General features: G+C 70.8%; 17 protein-coding genes and 1 pseudogene. 6 read left to right on the forward strand and 12 right to left on the reverse strand.

Annotated elements, in window-relative coordinates:
• Positions 1-4: 4 nt before the first annotated feature.
• Positions 5-1,264 carry a serine hydroxymethyltransferase gene (gene glyA, locus ACFYSH_RS05635; RefSeq protein ID WP_359469932.1) on the forward strand — a complete coding sequence of 420 codons (1,260 nt, stop codon included), beginning with the start codon at positions 5-7 and terminating at the stop codon, positions 1,262-1,264.
• 156 nt (positions 1,265-1,420) lie between these two features.
• On the forward strand, positions 1,421-2,806 hold the full coding sequence (locus tag ACFYSH_RS05640) for an L-serine ammonia-lyase (protein WP_388751028.1): 1,386 nt from the start codon (positions 1,421-1,423) through the stop codon (positions 2,804-2,806).
• Here ACFYSH_RS05640 and ACFYSH_RS05645 read toward each other — a convergent pair.
• The gene (locus ACFYSH_RS05645; protein WP_388751030.1) at positions 2,803-4,056 is read right to left on the reverse strand and encodes a PP2C family protein-serine/threonine phosphatase; all 1,254 of its coding nucleotides are present in this window, start codon (positions 4,054-4,056) and stop codon (positions 2,803-2,805) included. The genes ACFYSH_RS05640 and ACFYSH_RS05645 overlap by 4 nt on opposite strands.
• Complete coding sequence (locus tag ACFYSH_RS05650; RefSeq protein WP_388751032.1) at positions 4,053-4,853, reverse strand: alpha/beta fold hydrolase; 801 nt, start codon at positions 4,851-4,853, stop codon at positions 4,053-4,055. Before ACFYSH_RS05650 ends, ACFYSH_RS05645 begins: the two co-directional genes overlap by 4 nt.
• Positions 4,854-4,979: 126 nt before the next feature.
• Here ACFYSH_RS05650 and ACFYSH_RS05655 point away from each other — a divergent pair.
• A pseudogene (locus ACFYSH_RS05655) lies at positions 4,980-5,081 on the forward strand (ABC transporter ATP-binding protein); the annotation flags it as partial.
• A 398-nt stretch (positions 5,082-5,479) separates the two neighbouring features.
• Here ACFYSH_RS05655 and ACFYSH_RS05660 read toward each other — a convergent pair.
• The 6 genes from ACFYSH_RS05660 to ACFYSH_RS05685 all read right to left on the reverse strand — a co-directional run bounded on the left by ACFYSH_RS05660 (position 5,480) and on the right by ACFYSH_RS05685 (position 11,313).
• Entirely contained in the window at positions 5,480-5,695 is a 216-nt protein-coding gene (locus ACFYSH_RS05660; RefSeq protein WP_124274777.1) for an EF-hand domain-containing protein, read from the reverse strand.
• A gap of 103 nt (positions 5,696-5,798) precedes the next feature.
• On the reverse strand, positions 5,799-6,614 hold the full coding sequence (locus ACFYSH_RS05665) for a polysaccharide deacetylase family protein (RefSeq protein ID WP_388751034.1): 816 nt from the start codon (positions 6,612-6,614) through the stop codon (positions 5,799-5,801).
• A 385-nt stretch (positions 6,615-6,999) separates the two neighbouring features.
• Complete coding sequence (locus ACFYSH_RS05670) at positions 7,000-7,515, reverse strand: ATP-binding protein (protein WP_359467690.1); 516 nt, start codon at positions 7,513-7,515, stop codon at positions 7,000-7,002.
• Positions 7,516-7,780: 265 nt separating this feature from the next.
• Positions 7,781-8,548: an enoyl-CoA hydratase-related protein gene (locus tag ACFYSH_RS05675; RefSeq protein WP_359467692.1), complete on the reverse strand. Its 768-nt coding sequence runs from the start codon at positions 8,546-8,548 to the stop codon at positions 7,781-7,783.
• Positions 8,549-8,637: 89 nt separating this feature from the next.
• On the reverse strand, positions 8,638-9,888 hold the full coding sequence (locus tag ACFYSH_RS05680) for an Ig-like domain-containing protein (protein WP_359467694.1): 1,251 nt from the start codon (positions 9,886-9,888) through the stop codon (positions 8,638-8,640).
• A 204-nt stretch (positions 9,889-10,092) separates the two neighbouring features.
• Positions 10,093-11,313 carry an Ig-like domain-containing protein gene (locus ACFYSH_RS05685; RefSeq protein WP_359467697.1) on the reverse strand — a complete coding sequence of 407 codons (1,221 nt, stop codon included), beginning with the start codon at positions 11,311-11,313 and terminating at the stop codon, positions 10,093-10,095.
• 270 nt (positions 11,314-11,583) lie between these two features.
• Here ACFYSH_RS05685 and glgX point away from each other — a divergent pair, with 270 nt between their 5' ends.
• Complete coding sequence (gene glgX, locus ACFYSH_RS05690) at positions 11,584-13,704, forward strand: glycogen debranching protein GlgX (protein WP_388751264.1); 2,121 nt, start codon at positions 11,584-11,586, stop codon at positions 13,702-13,704.
• 10 nt (positions 13,705-13,714) lie between these two features.
• Here glgX and ACFYSH_RS05695 read toward each other — a convergent pair whose 3' ends face one another.
• From ACFYSH_RS05695 to ACFYSH_RS05710, 4 genes are read right to left on the reverse strand one after another with little or no spacing between them, the layout of a single operon-like run.
• The gene (locus tag ACFYSH_RS05695) at positions 13,715-14,371 is read right to left on the reverse strand and encodes a response regulator (protein ID WP_388751038.1); all 657 of its coding nucleotides are present in this window, start codon (positions 14,369-14,371) and stop codon (positions 13,715-13,717) included.
• Positions 14,372-14,393: 22 nt separating this feature from the next.
• Entirely contained in the window at positions 14,394-15,632 is a 1,239-nt protein-coding gene (locus ACFYSH_RS05700; RefSeq protein WP_359467703.1) for a sensor histidine kinase, read from the reverse strand.
• 54 nt (positions 15,633-15,686) lie between these two features.
• The gene (locus ACFYSH_RS05705; protein WP_359467843.1) at positions 15,687-16,463 is read right to left on the reverse strand and encodes an ABC transporter permease; all 777 of its coding nucleotides are present in this window, start codon (positions 16,461-16,463) and stop codon (positions 15,687-15,689) included.
• Positions 16,464-16,465: 2 nt separating this feature from the next.
• Positions 16,466-17,374, reverse strand: coding sequence for an ABC transporter ATP-binding protein (locus ACFYSH_RS05710; RefSeq protein WP_359467706.1), 909 nt, complete (start codon positions 17,372-17,374; stop codon positions 16,466-16,468).
• 153 nt (positions 17,375-17,527) lie between these two features.
• Between ACFYSH_RS05710 and ACFYSH_RS05715 the strand changes: the two genes are divergently transcribed.
• Together ACFYSH_RS05715 and ACFYSH_RS05720 are read left to right on the forward strand one after the other, a co-directional pair.
• Positions 17,528-19,330: an ABC transporter ATP-binding protein gene (locus ACFYSH_RS05715; protein WP_388751041.1), complete on the forward strand. Its 1,803-nt coding sequence runs from the start codon at positions 17,528-17,530 to the stop codon at positions 19,328-19,330.
• Complete coding sequence (locus ACFYSH_RS05720; protein ID WP_388751043.1) at positions 19,327-21,201, forward strand: ABC transporter ATP-binding protein; 1,875 nt, start codon at positions 19,327-19,329, stop codon at positions 21,199-21,201. The genes ACFYSH_RS05715 and ACFYSH_RS05720 overlap by 4 nt, the downstream gene beginning before the upstream one ends.
• Positions 21,202-21,479 lie beyond the last annotated feature (278 nt).

Raw genomic sequence — 21,479 nt, forward strand, 5'->3', positions numbered from 1 at the left:
ACTGATGTCGCTTCTCAACTCCTCCCTCCACGAGCTGGACCCGGACGTCGCCGCCGCCGTCGACGCCGAGCTCCACCGTCAGCAGTCCACCCTCGAGATGATCGCCTCGGAGAACTTCGCTCCGGTCGCGGTCATGGAGGCGCAGGGCTCCGTCCTCACCAACAAGTACGCCGAGGGCTACCCCGGCCGCCGCTACTACGGTGGCTGCGAGCACGTCGACGTGGTCGAGCAGATCGCGATCGACCGCATCAAGGCGCTCTTCGGCGCCGAGGCCGCGAACGTCCAGCCGCACTCGGGTGCGCAGGCCAACGCCGCCGCGATGTTCGCGCTGCTGAAGCCGGGCGACACGATCATGGGCCTGAACCTGGCCCACGGCGGTCACCTGACCCACGGCATGAAGATCAACTTCTCCGGCAAGCTCTACAACGTGGTCCCGTACCACGTCGACGAGACCGGCGTCGTGGACATGGCAGAGGTCGAGCGCCTCGCCAAGGAGTCGAAGCCGAAGCTCATCGTGGCCGGCTGGTCCGCCTACCCCCGCCAGCTGGACTTCGCCGCCTTCCGCCGCATCGCGGACGAGGTCGGCGCGTACCTGATGGTCGACATGGCGCACTTCGCGGGCCTCGTCGCGGCGGGCCTGCACCCCAACCCGGTGCCGCACGCCCATGTCGTCACGACCACCACGCACAAGACCCTCGGCGGTCCGCGCGGTGGCGTGATCCTGTCGACCCAGGAGCTCGCCAAGAAGATCAACTCGGCGGTCTTCCCCGGTCAGCAGGGCGGCCCCCTGGAGCACGTGATCGCGGCCAAGGCCGTCTCCTTCAAGGTCGCGGCGACCGAGGAGTTCAAGGAGCGCCAGCAGCGCACCCTGGACGGTGCCCGCATCCTCGCCGAGCGCCTGGTGCAGCCGGACGTCACCGAGGTGGGCGTATCCGTCCTCTCCGGCGGCACGGACGTCCACCTGGTCCTGGTCGACCTGCGCAACTCCGAGCTGGACGGCCGGCAGGCCGAGGACCGGCTCCACGAGCTGGGCATCACGGTCAACCGGAACGCCGTCCCGAACGACCCGCGGCCCCCGATGGTCACCTCGGGCCTCCGCATCGGTACGCCGGCCCTGGCCACCCGTGGCTTCCAGGCCGAGGACTTCACCGAGGTCGCGGAGATCATCGCGGCCGCGCTGAAGCCCACGTACGACGCCGACGCCCTGAAGGCCCGCGTGATCGCGCTGGCCGAGAAGTTCCCGCTGTATCCCGGCGTCAAGTAGTCACCCGCCGTTTGCACACCGGGTGGGGGCATCGCGCACACTGAACACAGTGAGCCCGGTGCCCCCACCCCTTTGCCCCGCGCTCCCGGGCCCACCCGGCCCGTCCCGCACCACCCGGCGGACAACGTCGTCCACCAACGCCTTAGGAGTACCCCCGTGGCCCTCTCGGTCTTCGACCTCTTCTCGGTCGGCATCGGCCCGTCCAGTTCCCACACGGTCGGCCCGATGCGCGCGGCCCGCATGTTCGCCCGCCGCCTCAAGAACGAGGGCCTGCTGGCCCACACCGCGTCGGTCCGGGCGGAGCTGTACGGTTCGCTCGGTGCGACCGGCCACGGCCACGGCACCCCCAAGGCCGTCCTGCTGGGCCTGGAGGGCGAGTCGCCCCGCACGGTCGACGTCGAGGGCGCCGACGCCCGCGTCGAGGAGATCCGCGCCTCGGGCCGCATCAACCTCCTCGGCATGCACGACATCCCGTTCGACGCCGACGATCAGCTGGTCCTGCACCGGCGCAAGGCCCTGCCGTACCACGCCAACGGGATGACGGTCCTCGCCCACGACCACGAGGGTGCCCCGCTGCTGGAGAAGACGTACTACTCGGTGGGCGGCGGCTTCGTCGTCGACGAGGACGCCGTGGCCGGCGAGAACCCGATCGTGCCCGACGACACCGTCCTCAAGCACCCCTTCCGCACGGGCGACGAACTGCTGAGGCTCGCCCGGGAGACCGGCCTGTCCATCTCCTCCCTGATGCTGGAGAACGAGAAGGCCTGGCGGACCGAGGACGAGATCCGGGCCGGTCTGCTGGAGATCTGGCGCGTCATGCAGGCGTGCATCGCGCGCGGCATGTCCCGCGAGGGCATCCTGCCCGGCGGCCTGAAGGTCCGCCGCCGCGCGGCGAACTCGGCCAGGCAGCTGCGTGCCGAGGGCGACCCCCAGACGCACGCGATGGAGTGGATCACCCTCTACGCGATGGCCGTCAACGAGGAGAACGCCGCCGGCGGCCGTGTCGTCACCGCCCCGACCAACGGCGCGGCGGGCATCATTCCCGCCGTCCTGCACTACTGGACGAACTTCGCGGCGAGCGGCTGCACCGAGGCGGAGAAGGACGACAGCGTGGTCCGCTTCCTGCTGGCCGCCGGTGCGATCGGCATGCTCTTCAAGGAGAACGCCTCCATCTCGGGCGCCGAGGTCGGCTGCCAGGGCGAGGTCGGCTCCGCCTGCTCCATGGCCGCCGGCGCCCTCGCCGAAATCCTGGGCGGCTCCCCCGAGCAGGTGGAGAACGCCGCCGAGATCGGCATGGAACACAACCTGGGCCTGACCTGCGACCCGGTCGGCGGGCTCGTCCAGATCCCGTGCATCGAGCGCAACGGCATGGCGGCGGTCAAGGCGGTCACGGCGGCCAAGATGGCGTTGCGCGGTGACGGCAGCCACAAGGTCTCCCTGGACAAGGTCATCAAGACCATGAAGGAGACGGGCGCCGACATGAGCGTCAAGTACAAGGAGACCGCCCGGGGCGGGCTGGCGGTGAACATCATCGAGTGCTAGGGCGTGTCAGTCGCCGGCCGGGGCACGCTCATCGCCAGGAGCGCGGTGTCGTCGTCGAGTCCCTCGCCGAAGGAGTCCAGGAGTGCGGTGAGCGTGCGGACGGCGTCGGGAGCCGAGGTGGGTGCGAGGGCCCGTGCGAAGTCCAGGAGCGCTTCGTCGCCATAGCGTTCGCCTGCGCGCGGGGTACGCGCCTCGGTCAGACCGTCGGTGTAGAGCAGCAGTGTGTCCCCGGGACGCAGATCCACGGTGGCCGTGGTGAACTGCGCGTCCGGTACGACTCCGACCAGCTGACCGCCCGGTGTGGACACGTAGTCGGCGTTGCCGTCGGACCGCAGGAGCACGGCCGGCGGATGGCCGCCGCTGGCCAGGACGACGTGGAAGCCCACGTCGTCCCCCTGGGGTGCGAGCAAGCCGAAGATCACGGTGCAGAAGGGCGGCTCGTCTTCCTGCGAATGCTGGTCGAGCGCGGTGTTGAGGTTGGCCAGGACCGTGGCCGGCACCGGATCGGAGACCGCCGCGGCACGCAGGGTGTACCGCGCCAGGGACGTCACCACGGCCGCGTCCGCGCCCTTCCCGCGCACGTCACCCATGAAGAACGCCCAGTGGCCGGCGGCCAGCGGGAACAGGTCGTAGAAGTCCCCGCCCACCTCGTCGGAGGATGCGAAGTGGTACCGCGCGGCGACGTCCAGACCCGGAACAGGCTGGAGAGCCGGCGGGATGAGGGTGCGCTGCAGCGTCGCGGCAAGGCGCTGCGCGCGTGCGCGGTCGTGCTCGGCCTGTTGCCGGGCCCGCAGAAGTTCGCGTTCGTAGGTACGTCTGTCCCGGGCGTCCAGAAGGGTGGTGCGGATCAGCAGTGGCTCGCCGTCACTGTCCTGCTTCACGACGGAGGTGACCATGACAGGCAGTCGGCTGCCGTCCGCGGCCTTGAGCTCCAGCGCGACGCCGCTGACCTCGCCCTGCATACGCAGCAGCGGTGAGTAATGCGTCTCGTGGTACAGCCTGCCGCCGATGGTCAGCAGGTCGGAGAACAGCTTGTGGCCGATCAGCTCCTCGCGGCGGTAACCGAGCCATTTCAGCAGGGTCCCGTTGACCTTGGCGATCCGCCCGTCCAGGAGGGTGGAGAGGTAACCGCACGGCGCGTTCTCGTACAGGTCCTCCGCACTGTCCTCCAGCAGGGCGGAGGGCGGCAGACGGTACTGCGCACGGTCTCCCGCCGCCCACGACGCGTCGTCGCCCGGCCCCACCGTCACGGCTCCCGTACGAAGGCGATGATCGCTTCGGCCGTCTCCTCGGGGGCGCTCAGCTGCGGGCAGTGGCCCGTGGAGTCCAGAGTGACCAGTTCACTGCCGGGGATCTGTGCGTGGACGAAGGCGCCCACCTCCCGCGGGGCGATCGTGTCGTGAGCGCTCTCGATGACGCACGTCGCAACGGTCACCTTGGCGAGATCCGCCCGGTTGTCGGACAGGAAGGTGGCTCTGGCGAAGACCTGGGCGATCTCCGGGTCCGTTCGGCAGAAACTGTTGGTCAGTTCCTCACCCAGCTCGGGACGCTCCGGGTTCCCCATGATCACCGGTGCCATCGTCGCGGACCAGCCCAGGTAGTTGCTGTCCAGGGACTCGAGCAGCTCGTCGATGTCCTGGGCGCTGAATCCGCCCCGGTAGTCACCGTCATCGATGTACGACGGCGACGGAGTGAGCAGGACCAGCTTGTCGAAGAGTCCCGGCTCCTCCACGGCCGCGAGGACGCCGATCATGGAACTGACCGAATGCCCGACGAAGGTGACGGGCCCGAGGCCGAGCTCCCTGCAGATCTCGATCACGTCCTGCGCGTAACCGTCCAGGGTGGCGTACCGCTCGGGGCTCCAGGCGGACACATCCGAACGCCCCGCCCCGACATGATCGAAGAGGACCACCCTGAAGCGCTCCTCCAGCGCGGGTGCGACCAGGCGCCACAGGTTCTGGTCGCACCCGAACCCGTGGGCCAACATCACCACCGGGCCGTTCTCCCGGCCCGTCACCGATACCCGGTTCCTTGTCAGGACGTCCATAAGAACATCCTGACACTCCCGGCGCCTGACGGCCCGATCTGCGGAAGGACGGCCCGCCGGCGTTGATCACGCGATGACCCCCGGGCGCCGGCCGCTCACAGGTGCACGGCGCGGTCCGCGTTTGAGACGAGCACACCGGACGGCGGTGCGGGCGCATGGGCCTTGAAGGCCTACGGCCTGGGAAAGAGGTACCGGCGCGGCTGGGCGCTGCGGCACTGCTCCTTCCGGCGCGACCGAGAAGGCCACGAACGCGCCAGATGGCCGCCATGCAGTGGACCGGCGCCGGGCTGCTGCTGGCCGGCACGGCCGTGCTGACCTCGTTCGCCCTCTGGTGGGCCTCGCGCCGTCCTCTGTAGGGCCGGGCCCGTCGTAAACCCTCGTCGAGCCGGGGGCCGGGCCCGAGTGGCCGCTGCGTACCGCGCTGAACGGATGGCTGCACCAGGCACGCGACGAGGGCCTCGGCCGCGAGGAGGTGCAGGCCCTTTTCCTGGCGTCCTTCGAGGCCGCCCATCCCTCCGCCCCGCGGAGCTGAGCGCCCGGCCACCGAGGGGCACGCCGGCGAGGGTGGATCCGAGACCCTCCGCCGGCGCGAAGGGCCGGACCGCCGTCCCCCGGACCGGTAGGGGTCAGGCCTTGTTCTGCGACGCCCAGAACTCGTCGAACGTGAGCTCACCGTCGCCGTTGCCGTCGTGGGCGTTGATGACGGCCTGGGCGACGGTCTCGGTGACATAGGGGTCACCGAGCTGCGCCATGGCGCTCTTGTACTCGGCGGCCGTTATGCTGCCGTCGCCGTTCTGGTCGAAGCGCTCGAATGCCGTGCGTGCCGACTCGATGTCCGCCACTGTTCCGCCCCTTCGTTGAGCATCGTTGACGAAGGTCAGATTATCCGGCGGTCCGGACGGCGGGTCCGGCGGGCGGCCGCACCCGCCAGGCCCCGGGACGGCGTCAGACCAGCAGCTCCGTGGCGGTCACCGCGCGCAGTTGGCGCCGGTCGATCTCGGTGAGCAGCAGGGGCAGCGCCGCGACGGTGTCCCGGTAGCCGAAGCGCAGGCTCACCACGGAGCCGTTACGGAGTTCACCGGCGACCTTGCGGGTGACGGCCGCGACCCCGGGCGAGGTGAAGTCGAGGGAGTCCACGTCCCAGGACAGGACGTGCGGGTATCCGGCGCGGCGCGCGAGGTCCTGGACCAGCGGGGTCGCGTACCGGGCGCGCGAGGGCCTGAACCAGGTGCCGATCGAACCGGTGAGCCGGTGCAGGCGCCGGGCGCAGCCGGTGATCTCCTCGTACGCCCGTGACTCGTCCATCGTGTTGATGTCGAGGTGTCCCTGGGTGTGGTTGCCGAGGTCGTGGCCGCCGTCGAGGATCCGGCGGGCCATCCCGGGGTGCCGGTCGAGCCAGTCGCCGTCGGCCAGGACGGTCAGCCGGGCACCGGCCCGCTCCGCCAGCGCGAGGGCGGTGCCGGCCAGGGCGGGGTCGCCCCGGCCGTGGAAGGTGAGAGCGACACGGGGGCGGTCGCGGGGGCCGTGCTCGATCTGGACCGGCTGCCCCGGGAAGCGGCGCGGGGTGGCGGCCGGGGGTACGCCGCCATGGGCCGGCCGGGACGACCCGGCGCTTCCCTCGCTGTCGCCGTAGCGCACCGCCCGGGCCGGCGGCAGGGCCCCGCCCCGCGTGCAGCCCGCGGCGGAGGTCACTGCCAGCAGCGCTCCGGCGGCCGTACGCAGGGCGTCACGGCGAGGCACCGGTGTCCTGCGACCATCCATGGCCGTCCACCTCGTGGGGCTCGGGATCTCTCTCCGGGATCCGACACACAGTAAGGCGGCACGGGTGGACGTCCGGGAGCGGCCGGGCAGGGGCACTTCCCGAAGGTGATCAATGAATCACCGAGCGAAGTCATCGAAAACACGAAGATTGCCAGGCACGTGACCCATCACACCTATGATTCGCAAAGTAAATCGAATGATTTCTTAGCAATCGCCCGAAATGAGACTTTGGATCCGGGGTCGCCCGTCTGCCATAGTCGGAAGCACGACCTCCTCCGACCCGAGCCAGGTCCCCTGCGCGGCCGTGGACACACCCCCCATTCCACGGCCCCCTCAGAAGCCCCCGACGCGCCGCACCCAGGCTGCGACCGGGGGCTTCTGCGCGTCAGCGGTCGGCGGTGCGCATCTCGAACCAGGTGGTCTTCCCACGTGGCAAGAGATCCACACCCCACCTGTCGGACAGCTTGTCGACCAGGAAGAGACCTCGCCCGCTGACATCCATCTCACGCACGGGCATCAGACACGGCAGCCCGCGCGAGGGGTCGCGCACCTCGATCCGGACCCAGCCACGACGGCGCAGCATCCGCAGACCGAAAACCCGCGCTCCGGTATGCCGTACGGCGTTGCCCACGAGCTCGGAAACCAGTAGCACACCGTGTTCGGCGGTCTGCGGGGGGAGCTGCCATTGGCGCAGCATCACGCACGAGGTGATCCGGCGGGCGGTGGCCGCGGACTCCGGACGGGAGGGCAGCCGGACCTCACCCTCCGTCGGATTTCCGAACAACTCCAGTGCCTTGAACGCCTGTTCGTCTTCGACGGCGGTCGTCCAACGCGCCGCTGACACGCTGCCGCGCGATCGCGGCTGCTCCACACCCTCCAGGCCCGCCATGCTCACCATCATGGCCGCACGGAATGCTCTCCGTGACCGTTCCGACAGAATCCCCTACCCGGAACCAGTCCTTCCGCGCCGGTTGTCCGGCATATGCCGGAGGCAGAACAGGGGCCCGTTCAGCCCGACCCACCTGCGACGACAGGCGGCCGCCGAGCAATTGCAGCAGTGATCCGCGCGCCGGACCTTAAGGTTCTCTTAAGGTCCGGCGGATCCGCCCGCACGGATGAACGCGCGGTCCTCGTACGCGACTCACTCCCGGTCGTTCAAAGGTCGGTCAGAGGAACCGTGCCTTGCCCGGGCCCTCCTCCACGAAGCTGCGCATGCCGCGCTCCCGGTCCTCGGTGGCGAACAGACCTGCGAACCAGTTCCGCTCGATCGTGAGCCCGGTGTCGATGTCCGTCTCCAGCCCCGCGTCCACGGACTCCTTGGCCGCCCGCAGTGCCAGCGCGGGCCCCTGAGCCAGCCGGGCGGCCCAGGCGTGCGCCTGCTCGTACACCTCGGCGGCGGGCACCACGCGGTCCACCAGTCCGATCGCCAGGGCTTCCTCGGCCTTCACCTGACGGCCCGTGAAGATCAGGTCCTTGGCCCTGGAGGGACCCACCAGCCGGGCCAGGCGCTGGGTGCCTCCGGCCCCGGGGATCAGCCCCAGGAGGATCTCCGGCTGGCCGAGCTTCGCGCTGTCCCCGGCGATCCTGAAGTCGGCACAGAGCGCCAGCTCGCAGCCTCCGCCCAGGGCGTAGCCGGTGACCGCCGCGACCACGGGCTTGGGGATGCGCGCCACGGCGGTGAAGGAATCCTGCAGAGCTTTGGAACGCAGGACCATCGCCGCGTGGTCCATCGCCTGCATCTCCTTGATGTCCGCGCCCGCCGCGAACACCTTCTCGCCTCCGTAGAGGATGACGGCCCGCACGTCGTCACGCCGGCCCGCCTCCTCGGCGAGCTCACGCAGCCGGTCCTGGACGGCGACGTCCAGGGCGTTCATCGGCGGCCGGTCCAGCCGGATCGTGCCGACGTCGTCGCTTACTTCGAGGGTTACGGTCATGGGCAGCAGGTTAACCGTCGCTAACGCCGACGGGCCCGGTGCCGTTGGTCACAGCACCGGGCCCGCTTCCCCGCGTCAGCGGCGGTGATCTACTTGATCCACTCCGACCAGTCCATGTTCCAGCCGTTGAGGCCGTTGTCGGGCTGGATCACCTTGTCCTTGGAGTTCTTGACGACGACGACGTCCCCGATCAGGGAGTTGTCGAAGAGCCAGGCCGCAGGGGTCTTGCCGTCCCAGCCGCCGCGCACATCGCGCAGCCCGACGCAGCCGTGGCTGGTGTTGGTCGAGCCGAAGATGCTCGACGCACCCCAGTAGTTGCCGTGGATGAAGGTGCCCGACGTCGACAGACGCATCGCGTGCGGCACGTCCTTGATGTCGTACTCGCCGCCGAAGCCGACAGTGTCACCGTTCATCCGGGTCACCTTGAGCTTCTCGCTGATGACCATCTGCCCGTTGTACGTGGTCGTGGCCGGCGCGCCCGCGGAGATCGGGATGTCCTTGATCTGCTTGCCGTCACGGACCACCTTCATCCGGTGGGAACTCGCGTCGACCGTGGAGACCTGGCTGCGGCCGATGGTGAACTCCACCGTCTTGGCCTGCTTGCCGTAGACCCCCGGCCGCCCCTCGACACCGTCGAGGTCGAGACGCAGCTTCACCTTCGTGCCCGCCGCCCAGTAGTTCTCGGGGCGGAAGTCGAGGCGGTCGTTGCCGAACCAGTGGGGCTCGATCCGTACGGCGGGCTCCGCCGTCACGCTGATCGCCCTCTCCACGGCCTCCGGGTCGGTGATGCCGCGGGTGAAGTGGATCGACACCGGCATGCCCACACCGACGGTCGAACCGTCCTCGGGCGTGTACTGCCCGAGGAAGGTGTTCTTCGGGACCAGCGTCGTGAAGCTGGTGTCCTTCGCCGACTGGCGGCCCTTGTCGTCCTTGGCGACCGCGTGCACCGTGTACTTGGTGGCGGCGGCCAGGTGACGGTCGGGCACCCAGCTCAGGCCGTCCTTCGCGATCTTGCCCGCGACCTCCTTGCCCTTGGGGTCCGCGACCTTCACGGTGCTCAGCCTGCCCTCGGCCGCCGACACCTTCAGCGCACCGCTGGTCGCCACGTCACCGGCGCCGTCCTTGGGCGCGATGGTCACCACCGCCTGCGAGGCGCTGGTGTCGTCGACCTTCGCGCCCGCTTCCTCACCGTCCTTGTCGGCGGCGTTTCCGTTGCCGCCGCACGCGGTCACCAGCAACAGCAGCGCGCCCAGTACCAGTGCGAGAAGTCCGCGGGCCCCTCGCCCGCGCCGTTCCCCGCCCGCTCCGGCCCATGCCCCCGATATCGGCTGCCCGTTCAATGTGGTCGTCTCCCCTCGCACGGCCTGGCCCCGCCATGGCCCGCACCCCCGCGCGCTGTACATGCACGCTCGGCGCAAGATAATCACACCGCGCGTGGGGAGAACTCCCCCAGACTGTCACTGTTCGGTCCCAAGTCACGCCGGAGGCCCCGACAGCGGCCCCGGAGAACGGATCTCCGGGGCCCTCCCAGGTCGGGGCAGGGGTCAGCGCAGGGCGGAACCCGCCTTCCACCGCGACCAGTCGAGGTTCCAGCCACCGAGGCCGTTGTCCGCCGCGACCGTCTTGTCCGCCGAGTTGACCACCTCGACCACATCGCCGATGAGCGTCCGCTCGAAGAACCAGCCGGCCGGGGTGTCCGAGCTGCCGCCCTTCACATCACGCAGCCCGATACAGCCGTGGCTGGTGTTCTCGGAGCCGAAGACGCCCGGGGAAGCCCAGTAGTTGCCGTGCAGGAAGGTGCCCGACTTCGTCAGCCGGACGGCGTGGGGCACGTCCTTGATGTCGTACTCACCACCGAACCCCACGGTGCTGCCGTCCATGCGGGTCACCTCGTGCAGCTCGGAGACCACCATCTTCCCGTTGTACGTGGTCCTCTTCACCGCGCCCGCCGTGATCGGCACGGTGCTGACGAGCTCGCCGTCACGACGTACCTCCATGGTGTGCGCCCCGGCGTCCACCAGTGACGTCTGGGAGCGGCCCACCCGGAAGGTCACCTTCTTGTGCTGGCTGCCGTACACCCCTGGCGCGCCCTCCACGTCGCGCAGTCCCACGTCGACGGTGACCTCGGTGCCCGGTTCCCAGTAGGTGGCCGGCCGGAAGTCGAGCCGGTCCTTGCCGAACCAGTGGCCGACCACCTCGACCTCGGGTCTCGTGGTGATCCTGATCGCCTTCTCCACCGCGGCACGACGGGTGACGGGCCGGTTGAAGTCGAAGGAGACGATCATGCCGGTGCCCACGGTGGATCGGTTCTCCGGCTTGAAGTAACCGATGAAACGGTCCTTGGGGACCAAGGTGGTGAAGGTGGCGCTGCGGGCCGAGCGGTGGCCGTCGTCGTCGACGGCGACCGCCTCCACGCTGTACTTCCCGGCCAGCCCGAGCCGGTACGCGCCGTCCCGTGGGGCCCATGACCGGCCGTCCTTCGCGATGCGGCCCGGCACCTCCTCCTGTTCCGCGTCCTCCATCCGGGTCACCTTCACCCGCTCGAGCCGTCCGTCGGGGACGGTCACCTCGAGCCGGCTGTCCGCGCCGACGTTCTCGGCGCCGTCCTCGGGGACGATCCGGATGGCGTCCCCGGGTGAGCGGTCGTCCCCGAAGAACGACGTCGCCTCGGTGCAGCCCGTCAGCAGGGCCAGCACGGTGAACAGTCCTGCCCATGTCAGCACGGCGACCGAACGCGCCTGTGCTCTCTTCGCTACGTGGTTCACGCTCCCCCCAACGACGTGGCCGTCCCGGGGAAACGTGAGGGCGGGCCCCCCGGTGGGCAGAACAGAGGGGTGGACACCGCCAGGACGGGCGCGGCCGGGACGCCGCGCACTCCTTCTGCCGGGTGGCCGCTCCTACGAGCCGCAGGAGGCTGAGAGGTGTCGAGCACAGCCGAGCAGGAGGAAACGCCGCGTACGACGGGGCGGCTGGTGGCAGCCGGAACGGCACCGGGAAACGGCGTCGACGAACCACCCGTATGGCCGGGTACCCCGATGCCTCTGGGCGCCCGCTTCCGGGTCGGCCCGGACGGTGTGGCGGGCACCAACTTCGCCCTCTGGGCGGGTGGGGCCGAGGCCGTCGAGCTCTGCCTCTTCGACGACCGGGGCACCGAGACCAGGCTCCCGCTGACCGAGCTGACCCATGAGATCTGGCACGGCTTCGTGCCCGGCGTGGGCGCGGGCCGGCGCTACGGCTACCGGGTGCACGGCCGCTGGGACCCCTGGACCGGCGCCCGCTGGAACGCGGCGAAGCTGCTCCTCGACCCGTACGCCCGTGCGGTGGACGGGTCGTTCACCCTCCCGGCCGAGGTGTACGGCCATGTGAGGGACTGGCCGGAGCAGCATGTCGCCGACACCGTGCGCGACGACCGGGACTCGGCGCCGTACGTCCCCAAGGCGGTCGTCGTGCATGACGACGACGACTGGGCGCAGGACCGCAGGCCCAAGACCCCGTGGGCGGACTCCGTCATATACGAACTGCACGTACGCGGCTTCACCAAGCTCCACCCGGACATCCCGCCCGAGCTGCGCGGCACCTACGCCGGGCTCGCCCATCCCGCCGCGATCGGTCATCTCCAGCGGCTCGGCGTGACGGCCGTGGAGCTGCTCCCCGTCCATCAGTTCGCCCACGAGGACCATCTGCTGCGGCGCGGACTGCACAACTACTGGGGCTACAACTCGATCGGCTACTTCGCCCCGCACGCGGGTTACGCCGCGAGCGGCACGGCGGGCAGTCAGGTCGGCGAGTTCAAGCAGATGGTGCGCGCCCTGCACGACGCAGGGATCGAGGTGATCCTCGACGTGGTCTACAACCACACGGCGGAGGCGGGCGAGCTCGGCCCGACGCTGTCCCTGCGCGGCATCGACAACCGCGGTTACTACCGCCTCCAGCAGGACGCCCGCCGCTACGCGGACTACACCGGCTGCGGCAACACCCTGCACGTGGTGCAGCCGCAGGTCCTCCGGCTGATCACCGACTCGCTGCGCTACTGGGTGACGGAGATGGGCGTCGACGGATTCCGCTTCGACCTGGCGGCGGCACTCGCGCGCTCGATGCACGACGTCGACATGCTCTCCCCGTTCCTGGCGGTGATCGCCCAGGACCCCGTCCTGCGCCGGGTCAAGCTGATCGCGGAACCCTGGGACGTCGGCAACGGCGGCTACCAGGTGGGCGCGTTCCCCCCGCTGTGGACCGAGTGGAACGACCGCTACCGGGACGCCGTACGCGACTTCTGGCGCGGTGCGCTGCCCGACGTACGCGACCTCGGCTACCGGCTCACCGGGTCGAGCGACCTGTACGCCTGGGGCGGCAGGCGCCCGTACGCCTCGGTCAACTTCGTCACCGCGCACGACGGTTTCACCCTGCGCGACCTGGTCAGCTACGAGCACAAGCACAACGAGGCCAACGGCGAGGGCAACCGGGACGGCACGAACGACAACCGGTCCTGGAACGGCGGCGCAGAGGGCGAGACCGACGATCCCGGCATAGACGCCCTGCGCCGCCGGCAGCTGCGCAACCTCCTCACCACACTGCTCCTGTCGACCGGGGTGCCGATGCTGGTGGCGGGCGACGAGATGGGCCGGACCCAGGGCGGCAACAACAACGCCTACTGTCAGGACAACGAGGTCAGCTGGCTGGACTGGTCGCTCCTGGAGGAGCCCCGGTGGCGGGAGCTGACCGCGCTGACCGCCCGGGTACTGGCTCTGCGCCACCGCCATCCGGTGCTCCGACGCCGGGCCTTCTTCGCCGGGACACCCCAGGCCCCGGACGGTCTGCGGGACCTGGCGTGGTTCACGGCGCAGGGCGCGGAGATGACGGAGGGCGACTGGTACGCACCCGCCGCGACGCTCGGCCTCTACCTCTCCGGGCGAGACATCCCGGGCCGGGACGCCCGGGGCGGGCAGATCACCGACGACAGTTTCCTGGCGGTCCTGCACGCCGACCACCGGCCCTGCGACTTCCTGCTCCCGGGCCCGCCCTGGGCCCGTTCCTACGAACTGGTGCTGGACACCTCGCGCGAGGAGCAGTCCACGGCCCCCGGCACCCTCCACCGGGGTGGCAGCGCCCTCACGGTGGAGGGCAGGTCGGTGACGCTGCTGCGGGTGGCGGAGTGAGGGGGCGGGCTCAGCCGAGGATGCCGCGCTCGTAGCCGACGGCGACGGCCGCCGCACGGTCCTTGGCACCCAGCTTGGCGAACACATGGGTGAGGTGGGTCTTCACCGTCGCCTCGCTGATGAACAGCTCGGCGGCGATCTCCCGGTTGGAGGTCCCGCGGGCGACGAGCCGGAGCACCTCGCACTCGCGCGCCGACAGCGACTCGTGGCCGGGTGCGGCCGGGGTGCGCACCCGGGAGACGAGCCGTGAGACGACGGCCGGTGACAGGACCGTGCGGCCGTCGGCAGCGGCGCGTACGGCGGTGAACAGCTCGTTACGGGGCGCGTCCTTGAGCAGGTATCCGGTGGCGCCCGCCTCGATCGCGGGCAGGGTGTCGGAGTCGGTGTCGTACGTGGTGAGGACGAGCACCCGGGACCGTACGCCGAGCCGGGTCAGCTCGGTGATGGCCGCCACTCCTCCGCCGCCCGGCATCCGCAGGTCCATCAGCACGACGTCGGGGTCCAGGCGGGTGGTGAGCTCGACCGCGGCCACCCCGTCGGCCGCCTCGCCGAGCACCTCGAAGCCGGGGGCCGAGGCGAACATGCCTCGCAGACCGTCCCGTACGACGGGGTGGTCGTCGACGACGAGAAGAGTGATCACACGCGCGGTTCCAGGGGCATCGGTCATATCGGTTCCAGGCTACGTCCCGTCAGGTGGGACGGACCAGCGGCACCCGGGCGGAGACGGCCGTGCCCCTCCCGGGTTCCGCCTCGATCTCGACGGTGCCCGCGATCCGTTCGGCCCGGGCCCGCATCCCGCCGAGGCCGAAACCGCCCGTGCCGCTGTGCGGGGTCACGGCGGCCGGGTCGAAGCCGCAGCCGTCGTCACGGACGTCCAGGGTGATCTCGTCCCCCATGTAGGAGAGGGTGACGCCGGCCCGGGTCGCCCCGGCGTGCCGAGCGGCGTTGGCGAGGGCCTCCTCCGTGATGCGGAGCAGGGTGGCGCCGACCTCGTCGTGGAGCGGCTCGACGGTTCCGGTGACCGTGAACTGCGCGCGTACGGACGTGCGTTCCGCCCACCCGGCCACTGTCTTCTTCAGCGCACCGGGCAGGTCGTCCTCCTCCAGTGCGGCAGGCACCAGGTTGTGCACGGAGCGGCGCGCCTCGCCGAGGCTGTGCCGGGCGAGGGCCGCCGCACGGTCGAGGTGTTCCCCGGCCAGGGCGGGGTCGGCGGTGGAGGTGCCGGCCTGGAGCTGGGCGATGATCCCCGCCAGGCCCTGCGCGAGGGTGTCGTGGATCTCGGCGGCGAGCCGGCGCCGCTCGTCGGCGACCCCGGCCTCCCGAGCCTGGAGCAGGAGTTGGGCGTGCAGGGTCGCGTTCTCGGCGAGGGCCTGTTCCAGCCGGGTGTTGGCGAGCTCCAGCTCGGTGATGGTCTGCTTCTGGCGCCGGGCCTTCTCCTCCTCGCGGTCTCCGAGGTTGCCGAAGAAGATGGCGAGGGCGGAGTGCAGGGCGAAGAGCGCGCCGAAGGCGATCCAGTTGGTCAGGGAGGCCGGCGGCAGTCCGCTGCCGGACTGCGCTCCGGCCATGGTGACGGCGGTGCACATCAGCCCGGGTCGTACGAAGCGCCGCGGGACCAGCGTGGCGACGTCGAAGTAGCCGACGATGGCGTAGATGGAGAAGAAGGGGTTGCACCAGCAGAGTGCGAAGCCCAGCACGGTCCGCAGTACGTAGTAGACCTGGCCGGCCCGTTCGTGCGCGGGCAGGTGCCGGGTCCTCCCCCACCACATCTGCAGGACGACGGCCGCGGAGGCCAGGGCCGCCGCGGCGTACAGGTCCGTCGCGGACATGCCGACGACCCCGGCGGACACGGCGGCCATCAGGACGGCGACACCGAGGAGGGCGTACGGGCCGTACCGGTGGAACCGCTCCGCCAGCGTCCCGACGTTCATGCGTACCTCCGTCGCCTCGTCCGGGGCCCAGTCTCCTCTGCGCCACGCCCCGGGTCACTCCCAGCGGAAGAGCCGCGTCGCCGCCCCGCCCAGCACGGCGGTCCACAGGACCATCACCAGCAGATGCGTCCAGCCCGGCCAGTGCCCCGAGGCCGCCTGGTCCAGCGCCTGGGAGGCGGCACCGAGCGGGGTGCACTCGACGATCGTGCGCAGCAGGTCCGGCATGGTCTGTACCGGCACCCAGACCCCGGCGGTGAACATCATCACGAGGTAGGCCACCGAACCGACGGCGGTCGCGACCTTGGACGTCCGGGACAGTGCGCAGATGGTCGCGCCGAGGGCGAGGACGCAGGCGACGGCGAGGAGGAGGGCCGCCAGGTAGCCGGCCGCCTGTCCCGGCAGCCGTACGCCGAACGCGATCCGGCCGACCGCGATGACGAGCACCGCAGAGCCCAGCGAGGCCGCACCGTGCAGCACGATCTGTGCGGCGAGCAGGGCCGAGGGGCGCACGGGCGTGGCCGACATCCGCCGGAGGATGCCGCGTTCGCGGTAGACGGTGAGGACCGGCGGCATGGCCTGGAGCCCGGCCATGATGATGGCGAGCAGCACGGCCACCGGGACGTACAGGTCGATGACGCTGCGGCCTCCGAGGGCCTCGTCGGCCTTCCGGAAGGAAGGGATCAGACCGAGGATCGTCATCAGGGCGGTCGGGAAGACCAGGATCCAGAACAGGCTGCCCGGCTCACGCAGGAAGAGCCGGGTCTCCGTCCTGAGGACGGCGGCGAGCGGGGCCGGGCGGGACCCGGCGGTCGTGGTGAGGCTCGTGGTCATGGTCATGTGGCCTGTTCCGTGAGGTCGAGGAAGACGTCGTCCAGGCCGGCCTCGACGACGCGCAGCTGACGGGCGGTGATGTGGTGGCGGGCCAGGAGCGTGATCACGGCGTTGGCGGTGTCGTCCGTACCGTGGATGACCACCCGGCCGCCCGGATCGGTCACGTCCACGGTGACGGCGCCCGGCAGCGTCGTGAGTTCGGCGTACGCGATCGGCTCCGACGGGGTGAAGGAGATGGCGGTCGACCCCGCCGTCCCGCCGATCAGTCCGCCGGGGGTGTCGAGCGCGACGACGCGGCCCTTGTCGATCACCGCGACCCGGTCGCAGAGCCGCTGGGCCTCCTCCATGAAGTGGGTGACCAGCAGGACGGTCACCCCGCTGTCCCTGATCTCCTCGATCAGCCTCCAGGTGTCGCGGCGGGCCCGGGGGTCGAGGCCGGTGGTCAGTTCGTCCAGTACGAGCACACGGGGGTTGCCGATGAGGGCGAGGGCGATGAACAGGCGCTGCTTCTGGCCACCCGACAGCTTGGCGAACCGGCGGTCCAGGTGACCGTCGAGACCGAGCCGTCCGGCGAGCGCCCGCCGGTCCGCGGGGTGCGGGTAGAAGGCGCTGTACAGCTCCAGGGCCTCCCCCACGGTCAGCTTGGGCTGGAGCTCACTCTCCTGGAGCTGGGCGCCCAGCAGCTGGGTGACCGCCCGGCGGTCGACGGCGGGGTCCAGACCGGCGACCCGGACCGTGCCCGCGTCGGGGACCCGCAGTCCCTCGACGCATTCGACCGTGGTGGTCTTGCCGGCCCCGTTGGGGCCGAGGATCCCGAAGATCTCCCCCTCGTCGACGGTGAAGCTCACCCCGTCGACCGCGGGGCGGCCTCCGTAGGCCTTGCGGACCCCGTTCACTTCGATGATCGCCATGCCCGTAAGGATTCCGGCGGGCGGGCGGCGCCGGTATCCGCCGTCCCGCTCGGACCGGCATCAGCCGATCGGTTGACAGGATGCTCCGACCCATGGCGCGTGACCGGAAAACCACGTGAGCGATGTCAGCCGTGAACCATAAGCTCGCTCCTGATGCCCGGAAAACCTGCAGAGCCCACGGACCGGTCCGCCGTGCGCTCCCTCCTGCGACTGTGGCCCTATGTCAGACCGGTGCGCATGCGCTGGATCAGCGCGGCACTCGTGGCGATGCTCGCGTCCTGTCTCGCCCTGCTGATTCCGCTGGTCCTGAAGTGGATGGTGGACGGTCCCGTCGCGGACCGTGATCCCGGCGGGGTGTGGCTGGGAGCCCTGTGGCTGCTGCTGCTGGGGATCGCCGAGGCAGGGCTGTTCGGGCTCCGGCGGTGGCTCGTGGCCCGGCCACTGGCCGGTGTCGAGGCGTCGATGCGCGCCGACCTCTACCGCCATCTGCAGCGGCTGCCGGTGGCGTTCCACGACCGCTGGCCCTCGGGACAGCTGCTCTCGCGCGGGACCACGGACCTGATGCTGCTGCGGATGTTCCTTGCCTTCCCGCTGACGTTCCTGCTGGTCAACGGGACGACGATTCTGGTCGGCTTCGTCATCCTGTTCGCCCAGGAGTGGTCGTTGGGACTGGTGCTGCTCGCTCCCGCCGTCCCGCTGATGATCCTGTGCTCGGTCTTCGAGACGAAGTACTCGCTGGTGGCGCGCAGGGCCCAGGACCAGGTCGGCGACCTGACGACGGTCGTCGAGGAGAGCGTGCTGGGAATCCGCATCGTCAAGGGCTTCGGACGCAACCGAAGCCAGGCGCTGGCCTTCCGCGCGCTGGCACAGCGGCTGCGCACCACGGAGCTGGGCAAGGCCCGGCTGCTGGCCGGGATCTGGGCGCTCATCACCGCCATCCCGGAGCTGGCGATCGGTGCCGCGCTGGTACTCGGCACGATCGAGGTCGCCGACGGCAGTCTGTCGGCGGGCACGCTCGTCGCCTTCCTCTCGACGGCCCTGGCACTGCGCTGGCCCGTCGAGTCGATCGGTTTCCTGCTGGCGATGAGCCAGGAGTCGGCGACGGCCGCCGACCGCTACTTCGAGGTCATGGACGTCGCGGAGGAGCCGGAGCCCGAGGTCCCGGAGAAGCCCGCCGCGACGGCGGACCAGGGCATCGTCTTCGACGGGGTGGAGTTCCGCTACCCGGACGCCGATCCCGGTTCTCCGCCCGTCCTGGCGCGGATCGATCTGCGGATCCGGCCCGGCGAGACGATGGCGCTGGTGGGCGCCACGGGTTGCGGGAAGACGACGCTGACGGCGCTCGTCCCCCGGCTGCACGAGGCCACCGGCGGCCGGATCCTGCTCGACGGCGAGGACATCGCCACCATGGAACGGTCCCGGTTGCGCGAGCTGGTGTCGGTCGCCTTCGAGGAGCCCACCCTCTTCTCGGCGACCGTCAGGGAGAACGTGCTGATGGGCGCCGAGGGTGCCGGCGAACAGGAGCTGGGCCGGGCTCTGTCGATCGCGCAGGCCGACTTCGTGCACGAGCTGCCGCAGGGCATCGACACACAGGTCGGCGAGCAGGGGCTGAGCCTCTCCGGCGGCCAGCGCCAGCGCCTGGCGCTGGCCCGCGCCGTGGTCGGCGGGCCGCGCTTCCTGGTGCTCGACGACCCGCTGTCCGCACTGGACGTGCACACGGAGACGCTGGTGGAGGCCGCGCTGCGGCGCGTGCTGGAGGAGACGACGGCCGTGGTCGTCGCCCACCGGCCGTCCACGGTGATGCTGGCGGACCGGGTGGCGCTGCTGTCCGAGGGCCGGATCGCCGCCGTGGGAACCCATCAGGAACTCCTGCGCACCAACGCCGAGTACGCCTGGCTGATGTCCGGTGACCGTGGGCCCGGCGTTCTCGTTCCCGAGGAGGGCAGCACCCGATGACCAGTACGACTGCCGACGGCCGACCCGCCCTCGCCGACGAAGACCCGCACGGGAAGGAGCCCGGCCGGGCGCCGGACGACGCCGACCCGTTCGACGCCGACGCCCTGCCCACCCCTCCGGGTGCCACCAGGGCCCTGCTGACCTCCCTGCTCGTACCGCTGAAGGCCAGGGTGGTCGTGGCCTCCCTCCTGCTGCTCGTCCAGCAGGCCGCCGTGCAGGCGGGGCCTCTGCTGGTCGCGTACGCCATCGACAGCGGTGTGCCCGCGTTCCGCGACCACGACTACGGGCCGCTGGCAGCCGTGGGCATCGGGTACGCGGTGTGCTCGGTCGGCGCGGGACTGCTCCAGTACGCCTTCATCCGGGCGGCCGCCCGAATCAACCAGGACGTGCTGCTCGACCTGCGCGGGCGGATCTTCCGGCACGCGCAGGCTCTGAGTGTGGACTTCCACGAGCGCTACACCTCGGGCCGGCTGATCTCCCGCTCGACCACGGATGTGGAGTCCCTGCGTGAGCTGCTGAGCGAGGGTCTGCAGGAACTCATCGGGGTGATCCTGTCGTTCGTGTCGATCTCCCTGATGCTGCTGTGGCTCGACTTCGGCATCGGAGCCATCGCCGTGGCCTCCTTCGTTCCCTTGTACCTGCTGGTGCGCGTCTACCGCCGCCGGGCGTCGAAGGCGTACTCGGAGCGCTCCTCGGCGATCGCCTCGGTCATCGTGAAGTTCGCCGAGACGATGAACGGGATCCGCCCGGTGCAGGCCTTCCGCAGGGAGCGCGCCAACGACCAGGACTTCGCGGTGTTCAACCGCCGTCACGAGCGGACGAACGGCGACGCGCTGCTGGAGATGGCCCGCTACGTCGTCGGCTCCCGGCTCGTCGCCAACACGGCGGTGGCGGCGATGGTGCTGTGGGGCGCCCAGCGGGTGGCGTCGGGCACGCTGGAGCTCGGTGTGCTGGCCGCGGCGGTGCTGTACCTGCGGCGGCTGTACGACCCGATCGACCGGCTCGCGATGTTCCTCAACTCCTACCAGTCGGCGGCCGCCTCACTGGAGAAGATCGCCGGCCTGCTCGCCCGGACGCCGACGGTGCCGGAGCCGGTGGCGCCGAAGGAGCTGCCCGCCCTCGCCGGTGAGCATCCCGGCCGCGAGGTCACGTTCGACGGGGTGCGGTTCGCCTACCGCACGGGGGGCGAGGTGCTGCCGCGCTTCGCCCTGACGATCCCGGCGGGCCAGACCGTGGCCGTGGTGGGCTCGACCGGTGCGGGCAAGTCGACGCTGGCCAAGCTGCTGGCCCGCTTCTACGACCCGACGGAGGGCCGGGTCCTGCTCGACGGCACCGACCTGCGTGACCTGGCGACGGCGGAGCTGCGGCGGGGTGTGGTGATGGTGACCCAGGAGGCGTTCCTGTTCTCCGGGACGATCGCCGAGAACATCGCGATCGGCCGTCCGGACGCGACACCCGAGGAGATCGAGCACGCCGCCAAGGCCATCGGGGCGCACGACTTCATCAGCTGCCTGCCCGACGGGTACGACACGGATGTCCGTAAGCGGGGCGGCCGCATCTCCGCCGGACAGCGCCAGTTGGTCTCCTTCGCACGGGCGCTGCTGGCGGACCCGGCGGTGCTGATCCTCGACGAGGCCACGAGTTCGCTGGACATCCCCGGTGAGCGGGCGGTGCAGCGGGCGATGGACACGGTGCTGCACGGGCGCACGGCCGTCGTCATCGCCCACCGCCTCTCCACGGTCGAGATCGCCGACCGGGTCCTCGTGATGGAACACGGCCGGATCGTCGAGGACGGCGCACCGGCCGGACTCATCGGCGGTACGGGCCGGTTCGCGGGCCTGCACCGGGCGTGGCGGGAGAGCCTGGCCTGAGGGTGCTCCGGCGGCCGTCCGGGCCGGGGCCGTCGCCCCGCCCCGGACGGGCCGGCAGTTGAGCGGCAGGGGCGCGGCGGGTGAGCGGTTGCCGCCCTGCCGACTGGCCCGGCCCGGATCCGGCCATACCTGCGCGCCGTCTCAGCACGTGGTCCACTCCGTTTCCCCGTGCGCCGTCCGAGGGCGATGGCTACCGCGGGAAACCCCTCTCTGCCCTGCGGCGTACGGCGGAAGACACCCCGGGCAATTTCCCGCGCCATCTGAATGACACACGGCGA

The organism is Streptomyces sp. NPDC005791 (genome assembly GCF_042871485.1).
Taxonomy (GTDB): Bacteria; Actinomycetota; Actinomycetes; order Streptomycetales; family Streptomycetaceae; genus Streptomyces.